Source organism: Dokdonella ginsengisoli (assembly GCF_042652785.1).
GTDB classification, from domain to species: domain Bacteria; phylum Pseudomonadota; class Gammaproteobacteria; order Xanthomonadales; family Rhodanobacteraceae; genus Dokdonella_A; species Dokdonella_A ginsengisoli.
On the sequence record NZ_JBHSHD010000002.1, the window covers coordinates 16186 to 32964 of the forward strand.

The window sequence follows — 16779 nt, forward strand, 5'->3', positions numbered from 1 at the left end:
GAGGACAACGAGGTAGGGATCGCGCCGCGGGTTTGCAAGACGGGGGCGGGGGGAAGAAGGATTTCTCGCAGAGACGCGGAGAACGCGGAGAAAGGAAAAGCGAAACGGCTTTTTTCCTCTGCGCTCTCTGCGCCTGTGCGAGAAAACTGCTTTCCCGTGCCTTCGAGCTATTCCCCCGCCCCGGCCTTGCGCCGCGCCCGCGGGTGCGCCGCGTCGTAGACCCTGGCCAGGTGCTGGAAATCCAGATGCGTGTAGATCTGCGTGGTGCCGATGTCGGCGTGGCCGAGCAGTTCCTGCACGGCGCGCAGGTCGCCGGAGGATTCCAGCAGGTGACTGGCGCAGGAATGACGCATGAGATGCGGATAGACGCGCTTCCACACGCCCTGTTCCTGTGCGCGCCGCTTCAGGCGCGCACGCACGCCGTTGGGCGTCAGCGGGCGGCCGCGCGCACCGCGCACGAGCGGGTCCTCGTCGCCGCAGCGGTCCTGTTCGCGCAGCGCGGCAAGCGCTTCGCGCGCCTTGGTGCCGACCGGCACCAGCCGCGTCTTGGAGCCCTTGCCGGTCACGCGCAGCATCGCGCCGTCGGCGTCGAAGTCGCGCCAGCGCACGCCGCACAGCTCGGCCACGCGCAGCCCGCTCGAGTAGAGCAGCTCCAGCAGGGCGCGATCGCGCACGGCTTCGGGATCGTCGCCGGGCACTTCGACCAGCTGTGCCATCTCGTCGGCGTCGAGCACCTCGGGCAGCTTGCGGCGCAGCTTCGGCGCGCGCAGGCCGAGCGCGGGATTGGTGCTCACCTCGCCTTCGCGGGCGAGGTAGCGGAAGAAGCTGCGCCAGGCCGAGGCGAGGCCGCGCAGCGTCGAGGGCGAGTAGCCGCGCTGGCGGTGCTCCTGCGCGAGCAGCGACTGCACCTGGTCGGCCTTCAGGTCGCGCCAGCGCGCGATGCCGCGCTCCTGCGCGTAGCCGGCCAGTCGCGCCAGGCCCACCGCGTAGTGCTCGATCGTGCTCGGCGAGTAGCGCCTTTCGTCGCGCAGGTAGGCGAGAAAGCCGTCGACGCGTGCGGCGAGCGCCTCGCCCACGTCAGCTCCCGAAGCGCGCCAGCGCGGTCGCCACTGCCTCGGCGATGAGCTTGAGGAACACCGTGCCCATGCCGGGATGGAAGCGGTTCTCGTCGTAACTGCCGATCGCCAGCAGCCCCATCGAGTGCACCGGCAGCAGGACGGTCGAGCGGACCTCGCCGGCCTTGTCGCCGAACAGCGCGTCGAGCTTGTCCTGCTGCACGCGGCCGCACAGCGGCTCGGCGCGGCGGAAGAACTCGGTGAACGCCGGCAGGGCGGACGCGCCGGCCGGTTCGGTCAGCAGCCATTCGGCCGCCGGCAGGTCCGGATCGGCGCGGAACAGCACCAGGCGCACCAGATCGGTGTGGAAGTCCTCGGTCAGCGCGGCGACGATCGCGCTCGCCGTCTCCGGCAGCGTCTTCGCGCGCATCAGCGCCAGGGTCAGCGTGTGCACGCGGACCATCAGCGCCTCGTTCTCGTGCGCGATCTCGATCAGCTCCTGCAGGCGCCGGTTCAGCTCGCGGTTCTTGTCGCGCAGCACTTCCAGCTGGTAGCTCGCCAGCGAGGCCGCCGAACCCTGCTCGCGCGGCAGTACCAGTGCCATCGCCAGGTCTGGAAATTCGCGCAGGAATTCCGGATGGCGACGCAGATAGCTCGCGACTTCCATCGCGTCCAGACCTTCCCTGATGCTGAGTTCGCTCATGGTTTCCTCGCAGTGTCCCGTATGCAATGGCGTCGGCCCGAACCGGCCTAGACGTCGTACTCACCCTCGAACACGAAGCTCGCCGGACCGCTCATCCACAGCGGGTGGCCGGGCCCTTCCCAGCGCACGCGCAGCTCGCCGCCGGGCAGGCCGACGCGCACGTCGGCGTCGACCAGGCCGCGGCGCCGCAGCACCGCCACCGCGGCGCAGGCGCCGCTGCCGCAGGCCAGCGTCTCGCCGACGCCGCGTTCCCACACGCGCAGGCGGATCGCGTCGCGCGCGACGATCTGCGCGAAGCCGACGTTGCAGCCCTGCGGAAACGACGGCGAATGCTCGATCTGCGGCCCGAGCACCGCGACCGGTGCCGCGGCCGCGTCGCTCACCTCAACGACGGCGTGCGGATTGCCCATCGACACGGCGCCGATCTCCACGTCGCGGCCGACCACGTCGACGGCGTAGCGATCGGCTTCTTCCTCGGCGAGGAACGGAATGCGTTCCGGCGCGAACCGCGGCTCGCCCATGTCGGCGCGCACGTGGCCGTCGGCGAGCAGTTCGACCTGGACCGGCCCGGACGGGCTCTCCAGCCGCGTCGCGCCCTCGCCGAGCGCGCCGTCGCGCGCGAGCCAGCGCGCGATGCAGCGCAGGCCGTTGCCGCACTGGCCCGACGGCGTACCGTCGGTGTTCCAGATGCCGTAGGCGAAGGCGCAGTCCGGGTCGCGCGCGGTCTCGACGGTCAGCAGCTGGTCGAAGCCGACGCCGAAATGGCGGTCGCCCAGACGGCGGATCGCCGCGGCGTCGAGTATGAACGGCCGCGCGCGGCAATCGACGACGACGAAATCGTTGCCGAGGCCGTGCATCTTGCTGAAGCGCAGTGCCACGCGGGGCTTCAGTGCTGGCCGGCGTCCTGGGCCGGCGGTGCCGGCGCGGGAGCGGGCGGGGTCGGCTTGACCAGGTCGCCCTTGTTGCCGCAGCCGGCGAGCAGCAGCGCGACCAGCACGAAGGGAACGGCGCGAACGAGATGGCGGGACATGGCAGGGGCCTTGCGGAAACCTGCGTGCAGTATAGCGGCGGACCGGTATGCTAACCGGCATGTCGCTGGCCTCGTTCCAGGCTGTCCTGTTCGGCATCGCCGCCGTGAACGCGCTCGTCGCCTTCGCGCTGGCCCTGCGCATGCGGCGGCGCTGGCGCGAGCGCCGGCGTTTCGCCGCCACACACCGCGCGCTGTGGTCGCTGATATTCCTGCTCGCCGCGCTGCTGGCGGCGTTCGGCGGCGCGAGCCTGCTCGGCTACCGGCGCCTGACCGCGGAAACGACGGTCGCGACGATCGATGCGCGCCAGCTTGCGCCGCAGCGGTACGCGGTGGCGCTCACCACCGCCGACGGCGTGCGGCACGAGGTCGAGCTGCAGGGCGACGACTGGCAGCTGGACGCACGCGTCATCAAGTGGCGCTCCGGTGCGGTCCTGCTCGGCGCGCCGCCGCTGTACCAGCTCGACCGCGTCGGCGGCCGCTACCGCGACGTCGCGCAGGAGCGGGAGGCGCCGCGCAGCGTCGTCGCGCTGACGCCCGCGCAGCCGCTGGACCTGTGGCGCCTGAAGCAGCGCTTTCCGCGCTGGCTGCCGTGGGTCGACGCGGACTACGGCAGCGCCGCGTACCTGCCGCTGGTCGACGGCGGCCGCTACACGGTCACGCTGTCGGCGGCCGGCGGCCTGGTGGCGAGGCCGGCCGACGCGGCGACGCGGGACAAGCTGTCGCTCGGCGGCTGAGCGGCGCCCTGCGGCGCTGCCTGGGCTACCCTTGGCTCGCGGGCGCCCCTGCCCGCTCACGTCGAGGAGCCGTCATGAACCGATCCGCATTCATCGTGCTGAGCGCAGGCCTCGCCGTTTCCGCCGCCGCCTTCGCCAAGGACGTGCCGCCGGCGGAACTGGAAGCGCTGGTCAAATCCGGCGCGGTGCTGCCGCAGGACAAGCTCGACGCCGCGGCGCTGGCCAAGCACCCGGGCGGGACCGTGCAGCCCGGCGGCGAGGTCGAGCATCATCGCCGCGGCTACGTCTACGAAGTCGAGGTGCTCGACGCGCAGGGCGCCGAGTGGGACCTGGACATCGACGCGAAGACCGGCAAGGTGCTGAAGAACGAGCGCGACTGACGCGTCGCACGGCGCCTGACCGCGCGGATTCTCATCCGGCGCTCAGGCGCTTCTCGTAGCGCCAGGCGTCGTGGCCGTCCTCGTAGTAGGCGGCTAGGCGGGCGAAGCGGCGGTAGCCGCGACGCTCGTACAGGCGCTGTGCGCCGGCGTTGTCGACGCGCACCTCCAGGCGCAGGCGGTCGCAGCCGCGGCGCGACGCGGTGCGTTCGGCCGCCTCCAGCAGCGCCTCGCCGATGCCCTGGCCGCGCGCATCGGCGGCGACCGCGATCGAGTACAGCCGCGCGACGCGGCTGCGCAGGCGGAAGAACAGCACGGCCGCGCCGGCCAGCCGCCGCGCACGCACCGCGACCACAATCCGCGCGCTGTCGCTGCCCAGGTGCCGGCGCCACTGCCGCGCGCTCATGCGGTCGGCCGCGAAGCTGGCGTTCTCCAGCGCGACCAGGGCGGCGAGATCCACGTCCGCCGCACGCCGGATGCGCAGTTCGTCCGCCGTCGCGGGAGATCGATTCTGAAGGACGGACGCCGGCACGGGGCGCAGCCTAGACGAGCCGGTGCAGGCCCGCAACGGCACTGCACGCGCGCGGACAGCTGTGTCAAACTGCGCGCCCCTGCATGCGCCCCGAGCCGCCCCACAGCCGCTTCGCCAAGAGCGTTCCCGCACAGCGCGTGCAGCGGCGCGCCCCCTTCAACCCCGCCGCCGAATTTTCCGCATGAGCCGGCTCGTCATCGTCGTCGAGAAAGCCTCGGACTGGGGCTCGTACTACCCGTCCGACAACGTCGTCACCGCACAGGAATACCTGAAGGAGCCGATCGGCTCCGACGACGAACGCACGCAGGTCATCAACCTGTGCCGCAGCTACAAGTACCTGGGCACCGGCTACTACGTCTCGCTGCTGGCCGAGGCGCGCGGGCACAAGGTGATCCCGTCGGTGCGCACGATCAACGACCTGCGCCGGCGCTCGGTGTACGGCCTGGACATCGACGACCTGAACCAGAAGCTGTCGAAGTTCCTGCCCGACGGCGGCCGCGACACCACCGACTTCGGCGTGCTGGTCTACTTCGGCCAGACCGCCTCGGAGAGCCTGGAGGACATCGCGCGGCAGGTGTTCGAGCTGTTCCCGTGCCCGATCCTGCGCATCGAGTTCGAGCGCGAGCGCGTCTGGCAGATCGCCGCGATCAAGCCGACCGGGCTGCACACGCTGTCCGATCCGCAGGAGGACGCGTTCGCGCAGGCGCTGGACAAGTTCTCCAAGAAGCTGTGGCGCAAGCCGCGCGCGCGCAAGAAGTTCCGCTTCGACCTGGCGATGCTGGCCGACCCCGGCGATCCGATGCCGCCGTCGAACAAGCGCGCGCTGAAGGCCTTCGTCGAGGCCGGCGCGGAGCTCGGCATCGAGGTCGACACGATCACCAAGAACGACTACACCAAGCTGGCCGAATACGACGGCCTGTTCATCCGCGAGACGACCGCGCTCGACAACCACACCTACCGCTTCGCCAACAAGGCGGAGAAGGAGGACATGGTCGTCATCGACGACCCGAGCTCGATCCTGAAGTGCACCAACAAGATCTACCTGCACGACCTGCTGCGCTCGCGCAAGCTGCCCACGCCACGCACCGAGATCCTCTATCGCGACGAGCCGAAGAAGCTGGCCGAGCTGCCGGACGTGCTGGGTTTTCCGATCGTGCTGAAGATCCCGGACGGCTCGTTCTCGCGCGGCATCGTCAAGGTCGAGAACGTCGAGCGCCTGAAGGAGGCCGCCGACGACCTGTTCCAGCACACCGCGCTGGTGCTCGCGCAGGAATTCATGTTCACCGAGTTCGACTGGCGCATCGGCATCCTCAATCGCGAGCCGCTCTACGCCTGCAAGTACTTCATGTCGCGCGGGCACTGGCAGATCTACAACCACGGCGCCAAGGGCACGGCGAAGTCCGGCGGCTTCGAGACGATGCCGGTACGCGCCGTTCCGGCCGAAGTGCTCAAGCTCGCGCTGAAGGCGACCGCGCCGATCGGCGACGGGCTCTACGGCGTCGACATCAAGCAGGCCGGCGAGCGCACCGCGGTGATCGAGGTCAACGACAATCCCTCGATCGACGCCGGCGTCGAGGACGCCTATCTCGGCGAGGACCTGTATCGCCGCATCATGGACGAATTCCTGCGCCGCATGGAGCGCAAGCGGCTGGGCCTGCGCAGCTGAATACGCGGCGATGGACACGGATGCCGTCCCGATGATCCGCTCCTCCCGCCTGCGCACGAACGTCTGCCTCGCGGCGCTGCTGCTGAGCGTCCTCGCGTTCGTCGCCGTGCCGATCCACCAATTGCTCGTGCCGGGTCCGTTCGACTGGCACGTGCGGACGCCCCGATTCTGGCAGGGCGGCCTCGAGGCCGTGGTGCTGGCCGCACTGCTCGCCGCGGGCTTCGCCAGGGACGGGCGCCTCCCCTGGTTCGGCCTGGTCGCGCTGCCGGCGGCGTTCTACCTGCGCCGCCACGCCGTCGACGTGCCGCTGCTGATCGACCTGGCGTACCTGGAGATCACGATCGGCCTCGGCATGGCGGCGCGGCGCGCGCTGCGGCTGGAACCGGCGCGCACCGGCGAGGACTACCTGCAGGCCTTCGTGCTCGGCTTTCTCGCCTGGAGCCTCGCCGCGTGGACGCTGTCCGCGTTCGGCCTCGGCTCGATCGTGCAGCTGCGCTGGCTGACGCTGCTGCTCGCCGGCGTGGCCTGCCTGGGCCGCACCGCACCGCTCACGTTGTACGCCTGGCGCCGCCTGCACCGGCAGGAGCGCGACACGCGCCGCTGGTGCGGCCTGCTCGCGGCGTGGCTGCTGATCCTGTTCGCGCGCAGCAACGTCGTCATCGGATACGACCCCCTGTGGTACGGCCTGCGCCCCGAGCAGGTGCTCGATCCGGGGCATTCGCTGTTCGAGCCGCTCGGCCTGGTCTCGCCGGTCTACTACTTCCCGAAGCTGTACGAGGCGTACCTGCTGCCGGTCAGCCGCCTGCGTGACTTCAGCGTCATCGACGGCGTGACGATCCTGCTGCTGCCGCTGCTCCTGCTCGCCTGCCTGGCGCTGATGCGGCGCATCGCCGTGCCGGCGCGCGCGCACTGGCCGGTGCTGGCGCTGGTGGTGACCCTGCCGGCGCTGGCCAACACGGCGATCGGCCCGAAGCCCGACGTGATCTCGACCCTGTTCGTGCTGCTGGCCGCGCTGGCGGCGCTGGATTTCATCCGGCAGCGCCACGCGGCCGCAGGACTGTGGATGCTCGCCTGCGCCGGGCTCGCCTGCCTGGCCAAGCTGACGGCGATTCCGTACGCCGGGGCGCTGGTGCTGGCGACGCTGATCGGCGCCTGGCGCGCGCGCCCGACGGCGACGGCCGAGCTGCCTTCGCGATACGCCACCGGCGCCGCGGCGGCCGCGCTCGTCGCGACCCTGCTCGTCGCCGGCTTCGTGACCGCGCGGACCTGGCTGCTGGCCGGCCTGCCGACCATCGGCCCGGACCCGCTGGTTTCGCTGTGGCGCGCGCTCGGCATGCAGCTCCGCGAACCGGCCGGAACGCTGCACTGGGCGCATCCCGTGCAATGGAACGCGTTACCCGGCGTCGTTTTCGACGTGTTGCTGCGGCCGCATCACGAGCTGCGCCACATGATCATCACCTGGATCGGCAACGTGTGGCTGTGGCTCGCCCTGGTCGCCGTGCTCGCGCGCTTCGCCGGCGGCGGGTCGGCGCCGCCGCGCGTCGGGCTATCGCGGCTGCCGCTGTTCGCGCTGATCGCCGTCGGCGTCTACGTGTTCTTCGGCGTCGGCACGGGCGTGCGCGGCAGCGACGGCAACTACTTCCTGTTCGCCGTCGTGCCGGGAATCCTGGTCGCCGCGACGGCCGCGTTCGTTCGACTCGAAGCTCAGCCGCGCCTGTTCGTCGCCGCCCTCGCCTGCCTACCCGCGTTCGTCGCCTTCCATGCGAGCTATTCGTTCGCCAGTGCCGGCTGGAACGCCGGCACGCGGGTCTTCGACGGCCGGCTGAACCGGACGTGGCAGGACCTGCCGGCGCGCCGGCGGCAGACCTTCGATTCCACCGGAATGGCGCGCATCGCCGACTACCTGGCGGAACTGCCCGGCAGCCCGCGCGTCGTCGGCTGCACGGCGCTGTCGGCCGGCCACTGGCTGTCGGCGCGCTACGAATCCATTCCGCAGATCGCCATCGCGCGGCCGGAATACTTCGACGACACGGCGGTGTTCCGGCGCTTCCTCGCCACGCAGCGCATCCAGTACCTGATCCTGCCGCTGCCGGACGAACTGGCCAACACCAACCGCTCCGAGGAAGTGCCGCGGGTCGTCGCCGTGGCCGCGGCGGAACTGCAGGCCCTGCCGGGCGCGCGGCGGATGGACGACCGGCGCTACTACCTGCTCGATCTCTCGGCGGTCGCGCGGGAAATCCTCGATCCGGCCGGAGCCGCCGCGGCCCGCTAGGCGCTGGTGCGTCCCGGCACCTGCTTGCGCCGTTCCGGCGCGAGACGAACCGCGGACGCATTCCACCGCAGCGGCGCATGCCGCCAGCGCCAAGCGACGGCAAGCCACCTGTGTCGTTTCCACCAGAGCAGATTCAGCACAGGCGCGCCGACCAGCCAGAACGGCAGTGTCGCACCGAGCAGCCCGCCGCCGCGCGCGGCCGGCACGAAGAACACGAGGATGAGTCCGAAGGCGAGCCAGCCGAGCAGGAGCGTGCCGGCGAACGAATCCTCGCCGTCGCGGCGGGGCGGCGGCGTGGCGGGAACGCGCGCGGGCGCCGCTGCGTCGCGGCGACGCCGGGTGACGGGGTCCGGCAGGGTCAGCGGGGAAAGCAGCATCGGAATGCTCCGTGGAAGGACCGGCGAACCTTGCAGCGAGCCGATCTCAGCGCCTGCGACGTCCCCCTTGTCGAACGGCGGCCCAATTCGCACATGCCATAATCCTTGCCGGATCGACGGAGCGCATGTGCAGGACCACGGCTTCCTCCAATACGCGGTCGTGCTGCTGCTGGCCGCGGTCATCGCCGTGCCGCTGGCCAAGCGCTGGCAGCTCGGCGCGGTGCTCGGCTATCTCGGCGCCGGCGCGCTGATCGGGCCATCCGGCCTGCGCCTGATCGGCAACACCGAACAGATCTCCCAGCTTTCCGAACTCGGCGTCGTGCTGATGCTGTTCGTGATCGGCATGGAGCTTTCGCCGCAGCGCCTGTGGGTCATGCGGCGCAACGTGTTCGGCCTCGGCAGCCTGCAGATGGTCGCGACCGCGACGCTGATCGGCGGGGTCGCCTGCTTTCTCGGTCTCGGCTGGAAGGCGGCGCTGGTGATCGGCCTCGGCCTCGCGCTGTCCTCGACCGCGATCGACCTGCAGCTGCTGGCCGAACGCAAGGAACTGACCAGCGCCCATGGCCGCCTGGGTTTCGCGATCCTGCTGTTCCAGGACGTCGCCGCGATCCCGATCCTGGCGCTGATCCCGATTCTCGGCGCCGGCCACGGCGACGTGCACGGCAGCGCCGACCTGCTCGCCGCCCTGCGCGTGATCCTGACCATCGCCGGCGTCGTCGTGGTCGGCCGCTATCTGTTGCGTCCGCTGTTCCGCGCCGTGGCCAAGGTCGGCACGCCAGAGGTGTTCACCGCGGCGACGCTGCTGGTGGTGATCGGCACCGCCTGGATGATGGAGCTGGCCGGCATCTCGATGTCGCTCGGCGCCTTCCTCGCCGGCGTGCTGCTGGCCGACTCGGAATACCGCCACGAGATCGAGGCGCAGATCGAGCCGTTCCGCGGCCTGCTCCTGGGCCTGTTCTTCGTCAGCATCGGCATGTCGCTCGACGTGCAAATGGCGCTGGCGCAGCCGCAGCTGGTCGCCACCCTGCTGGCCGGCCTGCTCGCCGCCAAGGCGCTGGTCCTGTTCGCCGTGTCGCGCTTCGCCGCCGGCGAGGATCGCCAGCAGTCCGTCGCGCTGGCGGCCGTGCTCGCGCAGGGCGGCGAGTTCGCCTTCGTCGTGTTCACGCTGGCGGCCTCCAACGGCCTGATCTCGAACGAGCTGCGCGCGCTGCTGGTGCTCGTCATCACCCTGTCGATGGCGGCGACGCCGCTGCTGGTGCGGCTGCGCTCGGAATTCGCGCCGAAGGGCAAGAGCAAGCCGGCGCGCGAGTTCGACGCGCTCGACGTCGCCACGCCGCGCGTGATCATCGCCGGCATGGGCCGCGTCGGCCAGATCGTCGCGCGCATGCTCAACGCCAACAAGATTCCCTTCACCGCGCTGGAAGCCGACCCGGAGCAGGTCGACTTCATGCGCAACTTCGGCAACATGGTGTTCTTCGGCGACGCATCCCGCCTGGAAGTCCTGCGCGCGGCGCAGGCCGACAAGGCCGAGATCTTCGTGATCGCCACCGAGGACCCGGACTCGAATCTGCGCACGGCGCGGCTGCTCAGGCGCCACTTCCCGCATCTGAAGATCTTCGCGCGCGCGCGCAATCGTCAGCATGTGTTCAAGTTGATGGACCTCAATCTCGATAACATCGTGCGCGATACGTTCTTCTCGAGCCTGGAGATCGCACGCGGCGTATTCGAGGCGCTCGGCTACGACGAGGCGAGCGCGGACGACTACGTGCGGCGCTTCCGCCAGCACGACGAACGCATGCTCGCGGTGCAGTACCCGATCTACGACGACGAAGCGGCGCTGCTGCAGTCGGCCAAGGAATCGCGTGCCGATCTCGAGCGTCTGTTCCGCGCCGATACCCAACAGCAAGAGGGCGACACCTAGGATGCGAGGTTACGCGCTCGCCGACAGCGAGCTGGTCAGCTTCGACCGCCAGTTCCGGGCGCGCTGCCGCGTCCAGCGGCCGGACCGCTACCGCCTGCTCGACGCGCTGCCGGCGGACGAGCCACGCATCGCGCGCGGCGGCGGCGTTTCCTACGTCGGCGCGAGCTTCGGCAACGCCGCGATCAGCCAGGAGCTCGGCGCCTTCGATCGGCTGCTGGCCTTCGATGCGGAACGCGGCCTGCTCACCGTCGAAGCCGGCGCGCGCGTCGGCGACCTGCAGCGCTTCGCGCTCGCGCACGGCTGGTACCTGCCCGTGACGCCCGGACATCCCAAGGCCAGCGTCGGCGGTTGCATCGCGGCCGACGTGCACGGCAAGAATCCCGCCCGCGACGGCACGTTTCGCGGCTGGGTCGAGGCGATCGAGCTGCAGTCGCCCGCGCGCCCGCACGCGATCGCCAGCGAACGCCAGAACGCGGAGCTGTTCGCCGCGACGTTCGCCGGCTTCGGCCTGACCGGCACCCTCACGCGCGTCACCTTGCGGCTGGCCCGCCCGCCAAGCGCGCTGGTGCTGCGCCGCGTGCCCGTACGCGACCTCGCCGAAGCGGCGAAGGTACTGCGCGACGCCGCCAACGCGCCGGTGCTGTACGGCTGGCACGACGGCCGGCCCGGCCACTTCGGCCGCGGCGTGATCCGCATCGGACTCGTCGACGACGCCGCGGCGTCGGCTGCGCCGGCGTCGAAGCCACTCACCGCGGCGCGCGACCTGCCCGCCGCACTGCAGCCGCTGCCCGTCGCGCTGTGGAACCGCGCCGGCATCGCCGCGGCGAACACCTGGCTCGGCGCGCGCTGGTGCCGGCCGGGACAGTCGCCGATGGCGCTGGGCGAGGCGCTGTTTCCGCTCAACGGTGCGCGCACCTATTTCGCCGGCTACGGCCGCGCCGGCCTGGCCGAGGCGCAGTGGCTGCTGCCGCACGTGCGCTTCGATGCGTTCGCCGAGGCCTTGCGCGAACTGGTCGAGCGCGACCGCCCGCGCATCGCGCTGATCGCGAGCAAGCTGTTCGCCGGCGTGGCGGATGGACTGCGCTTCGACGGCAACGGGATTTCGCTGGCGATCCAGGTGCCCGCGCCGGCGCAATCCGGGCAGCGCGCGTTCCTCGAAGCGCTGGCGGAACTTGCCCTCGCCCACGGCGGAAGGCCGAACCTGATCAAGGAGTCGACCCTGGACGGAAGCGTCGCGCGCCGCGCGTTCGCGGGCTTCGCCGAGGCGCGCGCGCGGCTCGCCGCGCACAATCCCGGCGGCCTGCACACGTCCGAACTTGCGCGGAGGATCGGCCTGTGAGCGCGATCATCGTCGGCGCCTCGAGCGGCCTCGGCCGTGCGCTGGCCGACGCACTTGCGCAACGCCGGCACGACCTGCTGCTGGTGGCGTCCGATCCGCGCGATCTCGAGGCGCTTGCCGCCGATCTCAATCTGCGCCACGGCGTGATCGTGCGCACCCTGGCCTTCGACCTGAGCCGCGAAGCCGATCCGGGCGGCCGCATCGCCGCCGCTCTCGAGGGGCTCCCGGCGCCCGAGGCGCTGCTGCTGCCGGTCGGCACCTCGCGCGAGGACGACGCCTTCACGCTCGACGCCGCCGCGATCGGCCAGCTGCTGGCGATCAACCTGCACGCGCCGCTCGCGATCGTGCACGCGCTGCTGCCGCGCCTGCTCGAAACGCGCGGCACGATCGTGCTGTTCGGCAGCATCGCCGCGGTGCGCGGCCGCGGCCGCAACGTCGTCTACGCAAGCGCCAAGCGCGGGCTCGTTTCGCTCTACGAAAGCCTGCGCCAGCGTCATCGTCCGGACGAGCTGCGCGTGCAGCTCTATCAACTGGGCTTTCTCGCCACCAACCTGACGCACGGCATGAAGCTGCCGACCGCACCGGCGGAACCGGCCGCGATCGCCCGTGTCGTTGCCGCGCGATTGAAAGGCAAGTCCTCGCTGCGCTATCTGCCAGAGAAGTTCGAGCTGATCGCCTGGATCGTGCGCTCGCTGCCGTGGTTTCTCTATCGCCGCATGAAGGGATAGGAATCCGGCCGGCGTCACCGAAGCCTCAGTCCGGCGCGCGCGCCGGCCGGCGCAGGGTCTGCCGCACACTCGGCAGCGGCAGCGCCGGAGCGCCGAGCTCGGCGGCGACGTCGGTGTAGCCGAGCATGGCGGCGACGTCCGCGGCGCTGCGGCCGAATCCGTCGGCCAGGTCGAGCGGCGCACCGTGCACCTTGAGCATGCGCGCGCAACCGAACAGGCCGTGCAGCGCGCAGGCGTGCAATGCGCTGACGCCGCGCTGATCCTGGGTGTCCAGCTTGGCTCCGTAGCCGAGCAGCAGCTCGGTCAGGCGCGCGAGGTGTTCGGCGTCGCATTGCGCGCCGGGCGGCGAGCGCGAACCGAGCAGGATCAGCAGTGCGTCCTGTCCTGCGTGATTGCGCAGGTCGAGCTGCGCGCCGGCGCGCAGCAGGCGATCGAGCAGGGCGTGCGCGGCGGCGGTGTCGCCGTGGTCGAACGCGTACTGGGCCGCCGCGTGCAGCGGCGTGGCGCCCTGCTCGTCGGCCGCGTTCGCGTTGGCGCCGGCTTCGAGCAGGGCGTCGACGATGCGCTGCAAGCCGAGCGCGGCGGCGATCATCAGGGCGGTGCCGCCGCCGGCGAGACGGGTGTCCGCCGCGACGCCGTGATTGAGCAGGGTGCGCACGATCGCCTCGCGTTGCGCGGCGACGGCCACAGCGAGGCAATGCATGCCGGAACGGGAGACATGCGCCGGATCGGCGCCGGCTTCGAGCAGGCGCACGGCGAGGGCGGCATGCCCGTTGCCGGCGGCGCGGATCAGCGCGGTCGCGCCCTTCGCGTCCTCGCCCTCCAGCGGCAGGCCCAGCGCGAGCAGACGGTCGACGGCGTCGAGATCGCCGATCGCGGCCGCCGCCGGCACGTCGTCGGCGCGCAGGCGGCGCGCCGGCAGCCGCCACGCGGGCCAGTTCAGCCAGCGAGCGAACGCGCGCTCGTCGCGCGCGAGCGCCAGACCCAGCGGGGTTTCGCCGTTCGCGGTGGCGACCTCCGGGTCGGCGCCGGCGACGAGCAGCCGCTGCAGCAGCGGCAGCGCGCGATCGGCGTCGAGCTTGAGCGCGGCGTGCAGCGGCGTGCGGCCTTGCGCGTCGCGCGCGTTCGGATCGGCGCCGCGCTCGAGCAGGCTTTCGGCGAGCGCGACGTCGCCCTGCGCGACGGCCAGATGCAGCGCCGTACGCTGCTGCGCGCCGGCTCGGCCGCAGGCGTCGCCGCCGCGCTGAAGAATCTCGCGCGCCACGGCCCGAACTTCGTCGCCGTCCGCTCCGCCCGGTGCCTGCAGCAGCGTTCGCGCGACGAGCGCGGCTCCGCCGACGGCGGCACCGTGCATCAGCCATTGCGCGAGCGCCGCGCCGGAAGCGGGCAGCGCATCGACCAGCGCGTCGCCGAGCAGGCGGCCGTCACCGATCGCGACGTCGCCGCGCAGACCATGATTGAGCAGCCATACGCGCGCCTCGCCGTGTTCGGCATCGGCGAGATCGAAATACAGGTCGGCCAGCGCCGACGGCGGCCACTCGGCGAGCAGGCCGGTGAATTCGGCGGCGACGTTCCAGTGGCCGAAACGCAGCGCATCGAGCAGATGATCGGCGCTCGCCCCGTGCAGCGGTGGCGCATCGACGCCGAGGCTGCTCGGCAGCGGATATGCCGGGTCGAGCAAGGCGACCACGTGCCATCGCCCGGCGTCGGCGGCGTGATCGAGCGCGCGCTTGCCGTCGTTGCCGACGAGAGCGCGGTCGGCGCCGAGCGAAAGCAGGGCGCGCACCGTTTCCTCGCTGGCGTGGCGCGACTGGCAGGCGACGATCAGCGCGCTGCGCCCTCCGGCGTCGACCGCATCCGGATTCGCCTTGCGCTTGCCGAGCGCGTGGATGGCGGCGACCGCGCCCGAACGCGCAGCCTCCATCAACGCCGTCGTGCCGCGCTGGTCGGAAAGGTCCGCATCGGCGCCGCCGGCGAGCAGAGCCTCGACGATGCGCGCATGACCGGCCAGCGCCGCCGCCATCAGGGCAGTGCGCTCGAACGTGCCGCGCGCGTCGGCGTTTGCGCGCTGCTTCAGCAGGAGCTTGACGCCGGTCGGGTCGTCGTCGGTGATGCCCGCCGCGAACTGCAGCGCCGGCTGCGCCTGGGCGACGTCCGGCCTGGCGCCGTGCTCCAGCAGGAATGCGGCGACCTTCCAGTTGGCGTTGCTGCAGGCGATGGCCAGCGCGGTCAGGCCTTCGGCGTTGATCGCGTTCACGTCGGCGGCCGCATCGAGCAGCAGCGCGGCGATGCTCGGTTCGGCGCAGCGCGCGGCGTGATGCAGCGGCGTGTTTCCGGCGGCATCGGCGATGCGTGCGTCGGCGCCGTTGGCGAGCAGGGTCATGACCGCGTCCGGACGGCCCTCGTAGCTGTCGCGGGTGACGGCGATCAGCGGCGTGATGCCGACGTGCGCGCGGTTGACGTCCACGCCCTTGGCGATCAGTGCGCGCAGCAGGCGCAGGTCCGGCAGGGTCGCCGCGACCATCAACGCGCTGCGCTGGTCGCGCAGGTCGCTGGCCGGCAGTGCGTTCGGATCCGCGCCCCGATCGAGCGCGGCGATGGCGAGATTGACCTGCGAGGAATGCGCCGCGCAGAGCAGGGTCGCGTCGAGTTCGCTGCGGCTGATACCGGGCGGAAGCGCTGCGGCCTCGGATGCTTCTTCGCTGGCAACCGGCACCGGCTCGTCCGCTCGGCGCTTTCTTGCATGACGGGCATCGGCAAGCAGGGCGCGCAGCGTGCGATTGGCCAGCACGAGGTGCACCAGCGGCGCGACGACGAGTGCATAGGCGGCGAGCGCGACGATGCGCACCTCGCCGGCGAGGAAGCCACCCAGGCCGGCCAGGGCCAGCGCGCCGGCGGCGAGAAGCAGCAAAGCCAGGCCGACGGGAAAACCGTAGCCGAGGAAAAGCTCGTGTTCGCGGGTGAGGTGCCGCGCGAAGGCAAGGGAGCGGCGCAGCGCGGTCGAGAGCCAGGAGCCGCGTTCGTCGTCGCGCGGATAGGCATCGTCCCAGAGAAACGGCAGGGCGAACGTCGGCCATACGCGCCAGAGCGCGAATACCGACGCGAACAGAGCAGCCGACAGCAGCAGCGCCGCAGGCAGTGAGCCGTCGCGGGAGAGCCACCAGGCCGGTGCGGCGAGCACGGCCGCGACGAAGGCCGTGTAGGTGGTCAGCAGGATGAAATAGGAAAGTCCGCGCCTGGCCAGGCTGCGTGGATAGCTGATCTCCACGTCGAAGCCGATCGCACGGCAGATGCCGGTCATCGCGACCGTGTTGGCGACGAGCAGGAGCACCAGCGAAAAGGATTCGGGAACGACGGCGACGAGAGCGAAGATCAGCCAGGCCGGAACGAGGTGCCCGAGGATCGCGAGGGATGTGTGGAGCCGGTCGACGGCGCGCTTGGGCATCCGCACCTCACAAGGACCGCGGCCGGATGCCGCGTCGCACCGAGTATATCGACGTGCGCCGCTGCTGCGGCTAATGGGGGGTTAAATGGACGGCGCGAAAGACCAGGCCGGGCGTTTCGGCAGGATCATTCCAGCAGCGGATCGACCGGCGGCAGCTGCAGATGGAAGCCGCGCTCGGCGAGATGCTCGAGCACGACGGGGGCGAGCTCGCGGGCGAGCTTGCGCTCGGGCGTCAACCGCAGTTCCAGCACGAAGGCCAGTTCGCCCAGCGCCGCAGCCAGATCCTGCGGCAATACGGAGAAGCCGTCGCGCTCGCGCAGATAGACGTAGGTGTCGCGCTTGCGCAGGCTTTTGTAGACGTAGCACGTCGTGGGCGGAGTCGTCATCGCGATCTGGTTCCGAAGCCCGAGCCTCGGCGAGGGTTGCCGGGCGCACAAAGACGAACGCCCTCCCGAATGGGAGGGCGTTCCGATGAAGCCCCTGGCGATGACCTACTCTTGCATGGCTTAAGCCACACTACCATCGGCGCAGCTGCGTTTCACTTCCGAGTTCGAGATGGGATCGGGTGGGACCACAGCGCTAATTTCACCAGGGAACTGG

The 16779-nt window shown here is 71.2% G+C and carries 15 protein-coding genes and 1 rRNA gene; 7 read left to right on the forward strand and 9 right to left on the reverse strand.

The window, feature by feature from the left end:
* Window positions 1-167: 167 nt before the first annotated feature.
* Genes ACFO6Q_RS00415 through lptM form a run of 4 tightly spaced genes read right to left on the reverse strand, consistent with a single transcriptional unit; the run spans window position 168 to window position 2788 of the window.
* Entirely contained in the window at window positions 168-1076 is a 909-nt protein-coding gene (locus ACFO6Q_RS00415; RefSeq protein WP_380018498.1) for a tyrosine recombinase XerC, read from the reverse strand.
* Window position 1077: 1 nt separating this feature from the next.
* The gene (locus ACFO6Q_RS00420) at window positions 1078-1758 is read right to left on the reverse strand and encodes a DUF484 family protein (RefSeq protein WP_380018499.1); all 681 of its coding nucleotides are present in this window, start codon (window positions 1756-1758) and stop codon (window positions 1078-1080) included.
* A gap of 47 nt (window positions 1759-1805) precedes the next feature.
* Window positions 1806-2636, reverse strand: coding sequence for a diaminopimelate epimerase (gene dapF / locus ACFO6Q_RS00425; protein ID WP_380018500.1), 831 nt, complete (start codon window positions 2634-2636; stop codon window positions 1806-1808).
* An 8-nt stretch (window positions 2637-2644) separates the two neighbouring features.
* Window positions 2645-2788 (reverse strand): LPS translocon maturation chaperone LptM, encoded by a 144-nt coding sequence (gene lptM / locus ACFO6Q_RS00430; RefSeq protein ID WP_380018501.1) that lies wholly within the window; start codon window positions 2786-2788, stop codon window positions 2645-2647.
* Window positions 2789-2835: 47 nt separating this feature from the next.
* Here lptM and ACFO6Q_RS00435 point away from each other — a divergent pair, with 47 nt between their 5' ends.
* Entirely contained in the window at window positions 2836-3522 is a 687-nt protein-coding gene (locus ACFO6Q_RS00435; RefSeq protein WP_380018502.1) for a hypothetical protein, read from the forward strand.
* 74 nt (window positions 3523-3596) lie between these two features.
* On the forward strand, window positions 3597-3902 hold the full coding sequence (locus ACFO6Q_RS00440; protein ID WP_380018503.1) for a PepSY domain-containing protein: 306 nt from the start codon (window positions 3597-3599) through the stop codon (window positions 3900-3902).
* A gap of 31 nt (window positions 3903-3933) precedes the next feature.
* On the opposite strand, the gene ACFO6Q_RS00445 is transcribed toward ACFO6Q_RS00440, so the two are convergent.
* On the reverse strand, window positions 3934-4359 hold the full coding sequence (locus tag ACFO6Q_RS00445; RefSeq protein ID WP_380018504.1) for a GNAT family N-acetyltransferase: 426 nt from the start codon (window positions 4357-4359) through the stop codon (window positions 3934-3936).
* Between the two features lie 253 nt (window positions 4360-4612).
* On the opposite strand from ACFO6Q_RS00445, the gene ACFO6Q_RS00450 reads away from it, so the two are divergent.
* Entirely contained in the window at window positions 4613-6097 is a 1485-nt protein-coding gene (locus ACFO6Q_RS00450; protein ID WP_380018505.1) for a RimK family protein, read from the forward strand.
* A 31-nt stretch (window positions 6098-6128) separates the two neighbouring features.
* Window positions 6129-8369 carry a hypothetical protein gene (locus tag ACFO6Q_RS00455; protein WP_380018506.1) on the forward strand — a complete coding sequence of 747 codons (2241 nt, stop codon included), beginning with the start codon at window positions 6129-6131 and terminating at the stop codon, window positions 8367-8369.
* Here the strand turns inward: ACFO6Q_RS00455 and ACFO6Q_RS00460 are convergent.
* Complete coding sequence (locus ACFO6Q_RS00460) at window positions 8366-8839, reverse strand: hypothetical protein (RefSeq protein WP_380018507.1); 474 nt, start codon at window positions 8837-8839, stop codon at window positions 8366-8368. The genes ACFO6Q_RS00455 and ACFO6Q_RS00460 overlap by 4 nt on opposite strands.
* A gap of 34 nt (window positions 8840-8873) precedes the next feature.
* Between ACFO6Q_RS00460 and ACFO6Q_RS00465 the strand changes: the two genes are divergently transcribed.
* Genes ACFO6Q_RS00465 through ACFO6Q_RS00475 form a run of 3 tightly spaced genes read left to right on the forward strand, consistent with a single transcriptional unit; the run spans window position 8874 to window position 12734 of the window.
* Complete coding sequence (locus ACFO6Q_RS00465; RefSeq protein WP_380018509.1) at window positions 8874-10667, forward strand: monovalent cation:proton antiporter-2 (CPA2) family protein; 1794 nt, start codon at window positions 8874-8876, stop codon at window positions 10665-10667.
* Window position 10668: 1 nt separating this feature from the next.
* A complete protein-coding gene (locus ACFO6Q_RS00470; protein WP_380018510.1) occupies window positions 10669-12006 on the forward strand; it encodes an FAD-binding oxidoreductase in 1338 nt (445 codons plus the stop codon).
* Complete coding sequence (locus ACFO6Q_RS00475; protein WP_380018511.1) at window positions 12003-12734, forward strand: SDR family NAD(P)-dependent oxidoreductase; 732 nt, start codon at window positions 12003-12005, stop codon at window positions 12732-12734. The genes ACFO6Q_RS00470 and ACFO6Q_RS00475 overlap by 4 nt, the downstream gene beginning before the upstream one ends.
* Before the next feature lie 25 nt (window positions 12735-12759).
* On the opposite strand, the gene ACFO6Q_RS00480 is transcribed toward ACFO6Q_RS00475, so the two are convergent.
* The 3 genes from ACFO6Q_RS00480 to rrf all read right to left on the reverse strand — a co-directional run bounded on the left by ACFO6Q_RS00480 (window position 12760) and on the right by rrf (window position 16772).
* Complete coding sequence (locus ACFO6Q_RS00480) at window positions 12760-16179, reverse strand: ankyrin repeat domain-containing protein (protein WP_380018512.1); 3420 nt, start codon at window positions 16177-16179, stop codon at window positions 12760-12762.
* Between the two features lie 125 nt (window positions 16180-16304).
* The gene (locus ACFO6Q_RS00485) at window positions 16305-16565 is read right to left on the reverse strand and encodes a YcgL domain-containing protein (protein ID WP_380018513.1); all 261 of its coding nucleotides are present in this window, start codon (window positions 16563-16565) and stop codon (window positions 16305-16307) included.
* Window positions 16566-16657: 92 nt separating this feature from the next.
* Window positions 16658-16772 (reverse strand): 5S ribosomal RNA (gene rrf, locus ACFO6Q_RS00490).
* Window positions 16773-16779: the final 7 nt, after the last annotated feature.

What these genes read in the sequence shown, in the direction of transcription:
- ACFO6Q_RS00420 (WP_380018499.1), bottom strand. Translation starts at nt 1,758, where the DNA reads ATGAGCGAACTCAGCATCAGGGAAGGTCTGGACGCGATGGAAGTCGCG.
- lptM (WP_380018501.1), bottom strand. Translation starts at nt 2,788, where the DNA reads ATGTCCCGCCATCTCGTTCGCGCCGTTCCCTTCGTGCTGGTCGCGCTG.
- ACFO6Q_RS00435 (WP_380018502.1), top strand. Translation starts at nt 2,836, where the DNA reads ATGCTAACCGGCATGTCGCTGGCCTCGTTCCAGGCTGTCCTGTTCGGC.
- ACFO6Q_RS00440 (WP_380018503.1), top strand. Translation starts at nt 3,597, where the DNA reads ATGAACCGATCCGCATTCATCGTGCTGAGCGCAGGCCTCGCCGTTTCC.
- ACFO6Q_RS00450 (WP_380018505.1), top strand. Translation starts at nt 4,613, where the DNA reads ATGAGCCGGCTCGTCATCGTCGTCGAGAAAGCCTCGGACTGGGGCTCG.
- ACFO6Q_RS00455 (WP_380018506.1), top strand. Translation starts at nt 6,129, where the DNA reads ATGATCCGCTCCTCCCGCCTGCGCACGAACGTCTGCCTCGCGGCGCTG.
- ACFO6Q_RS00470 (WP_380018510.1), top strand. Translation starts at nt 10,669, where the DNA reads ATGCGAGGTTACGCGCTCGCCGACAGCGAGCTGGTCAGCTTCGACCGC.
- ACFO6Q_RS00480 (WP_380018512.1), bottom strand. Translation starts at nt 16,179, where the DNA reads ATGCCCAAGCGCGCCGTCGACCGGCTCCACACATCCCTCGCGATCCTC.
- ACFO6Q_RS00485 (WP_380018513.1), bottom strand. Translation starts at nt 16,565, where the DNA reads ATGACGACTCCGCCCACGACGTGCTACGTCTACAAAAGCCTGCGCAAG.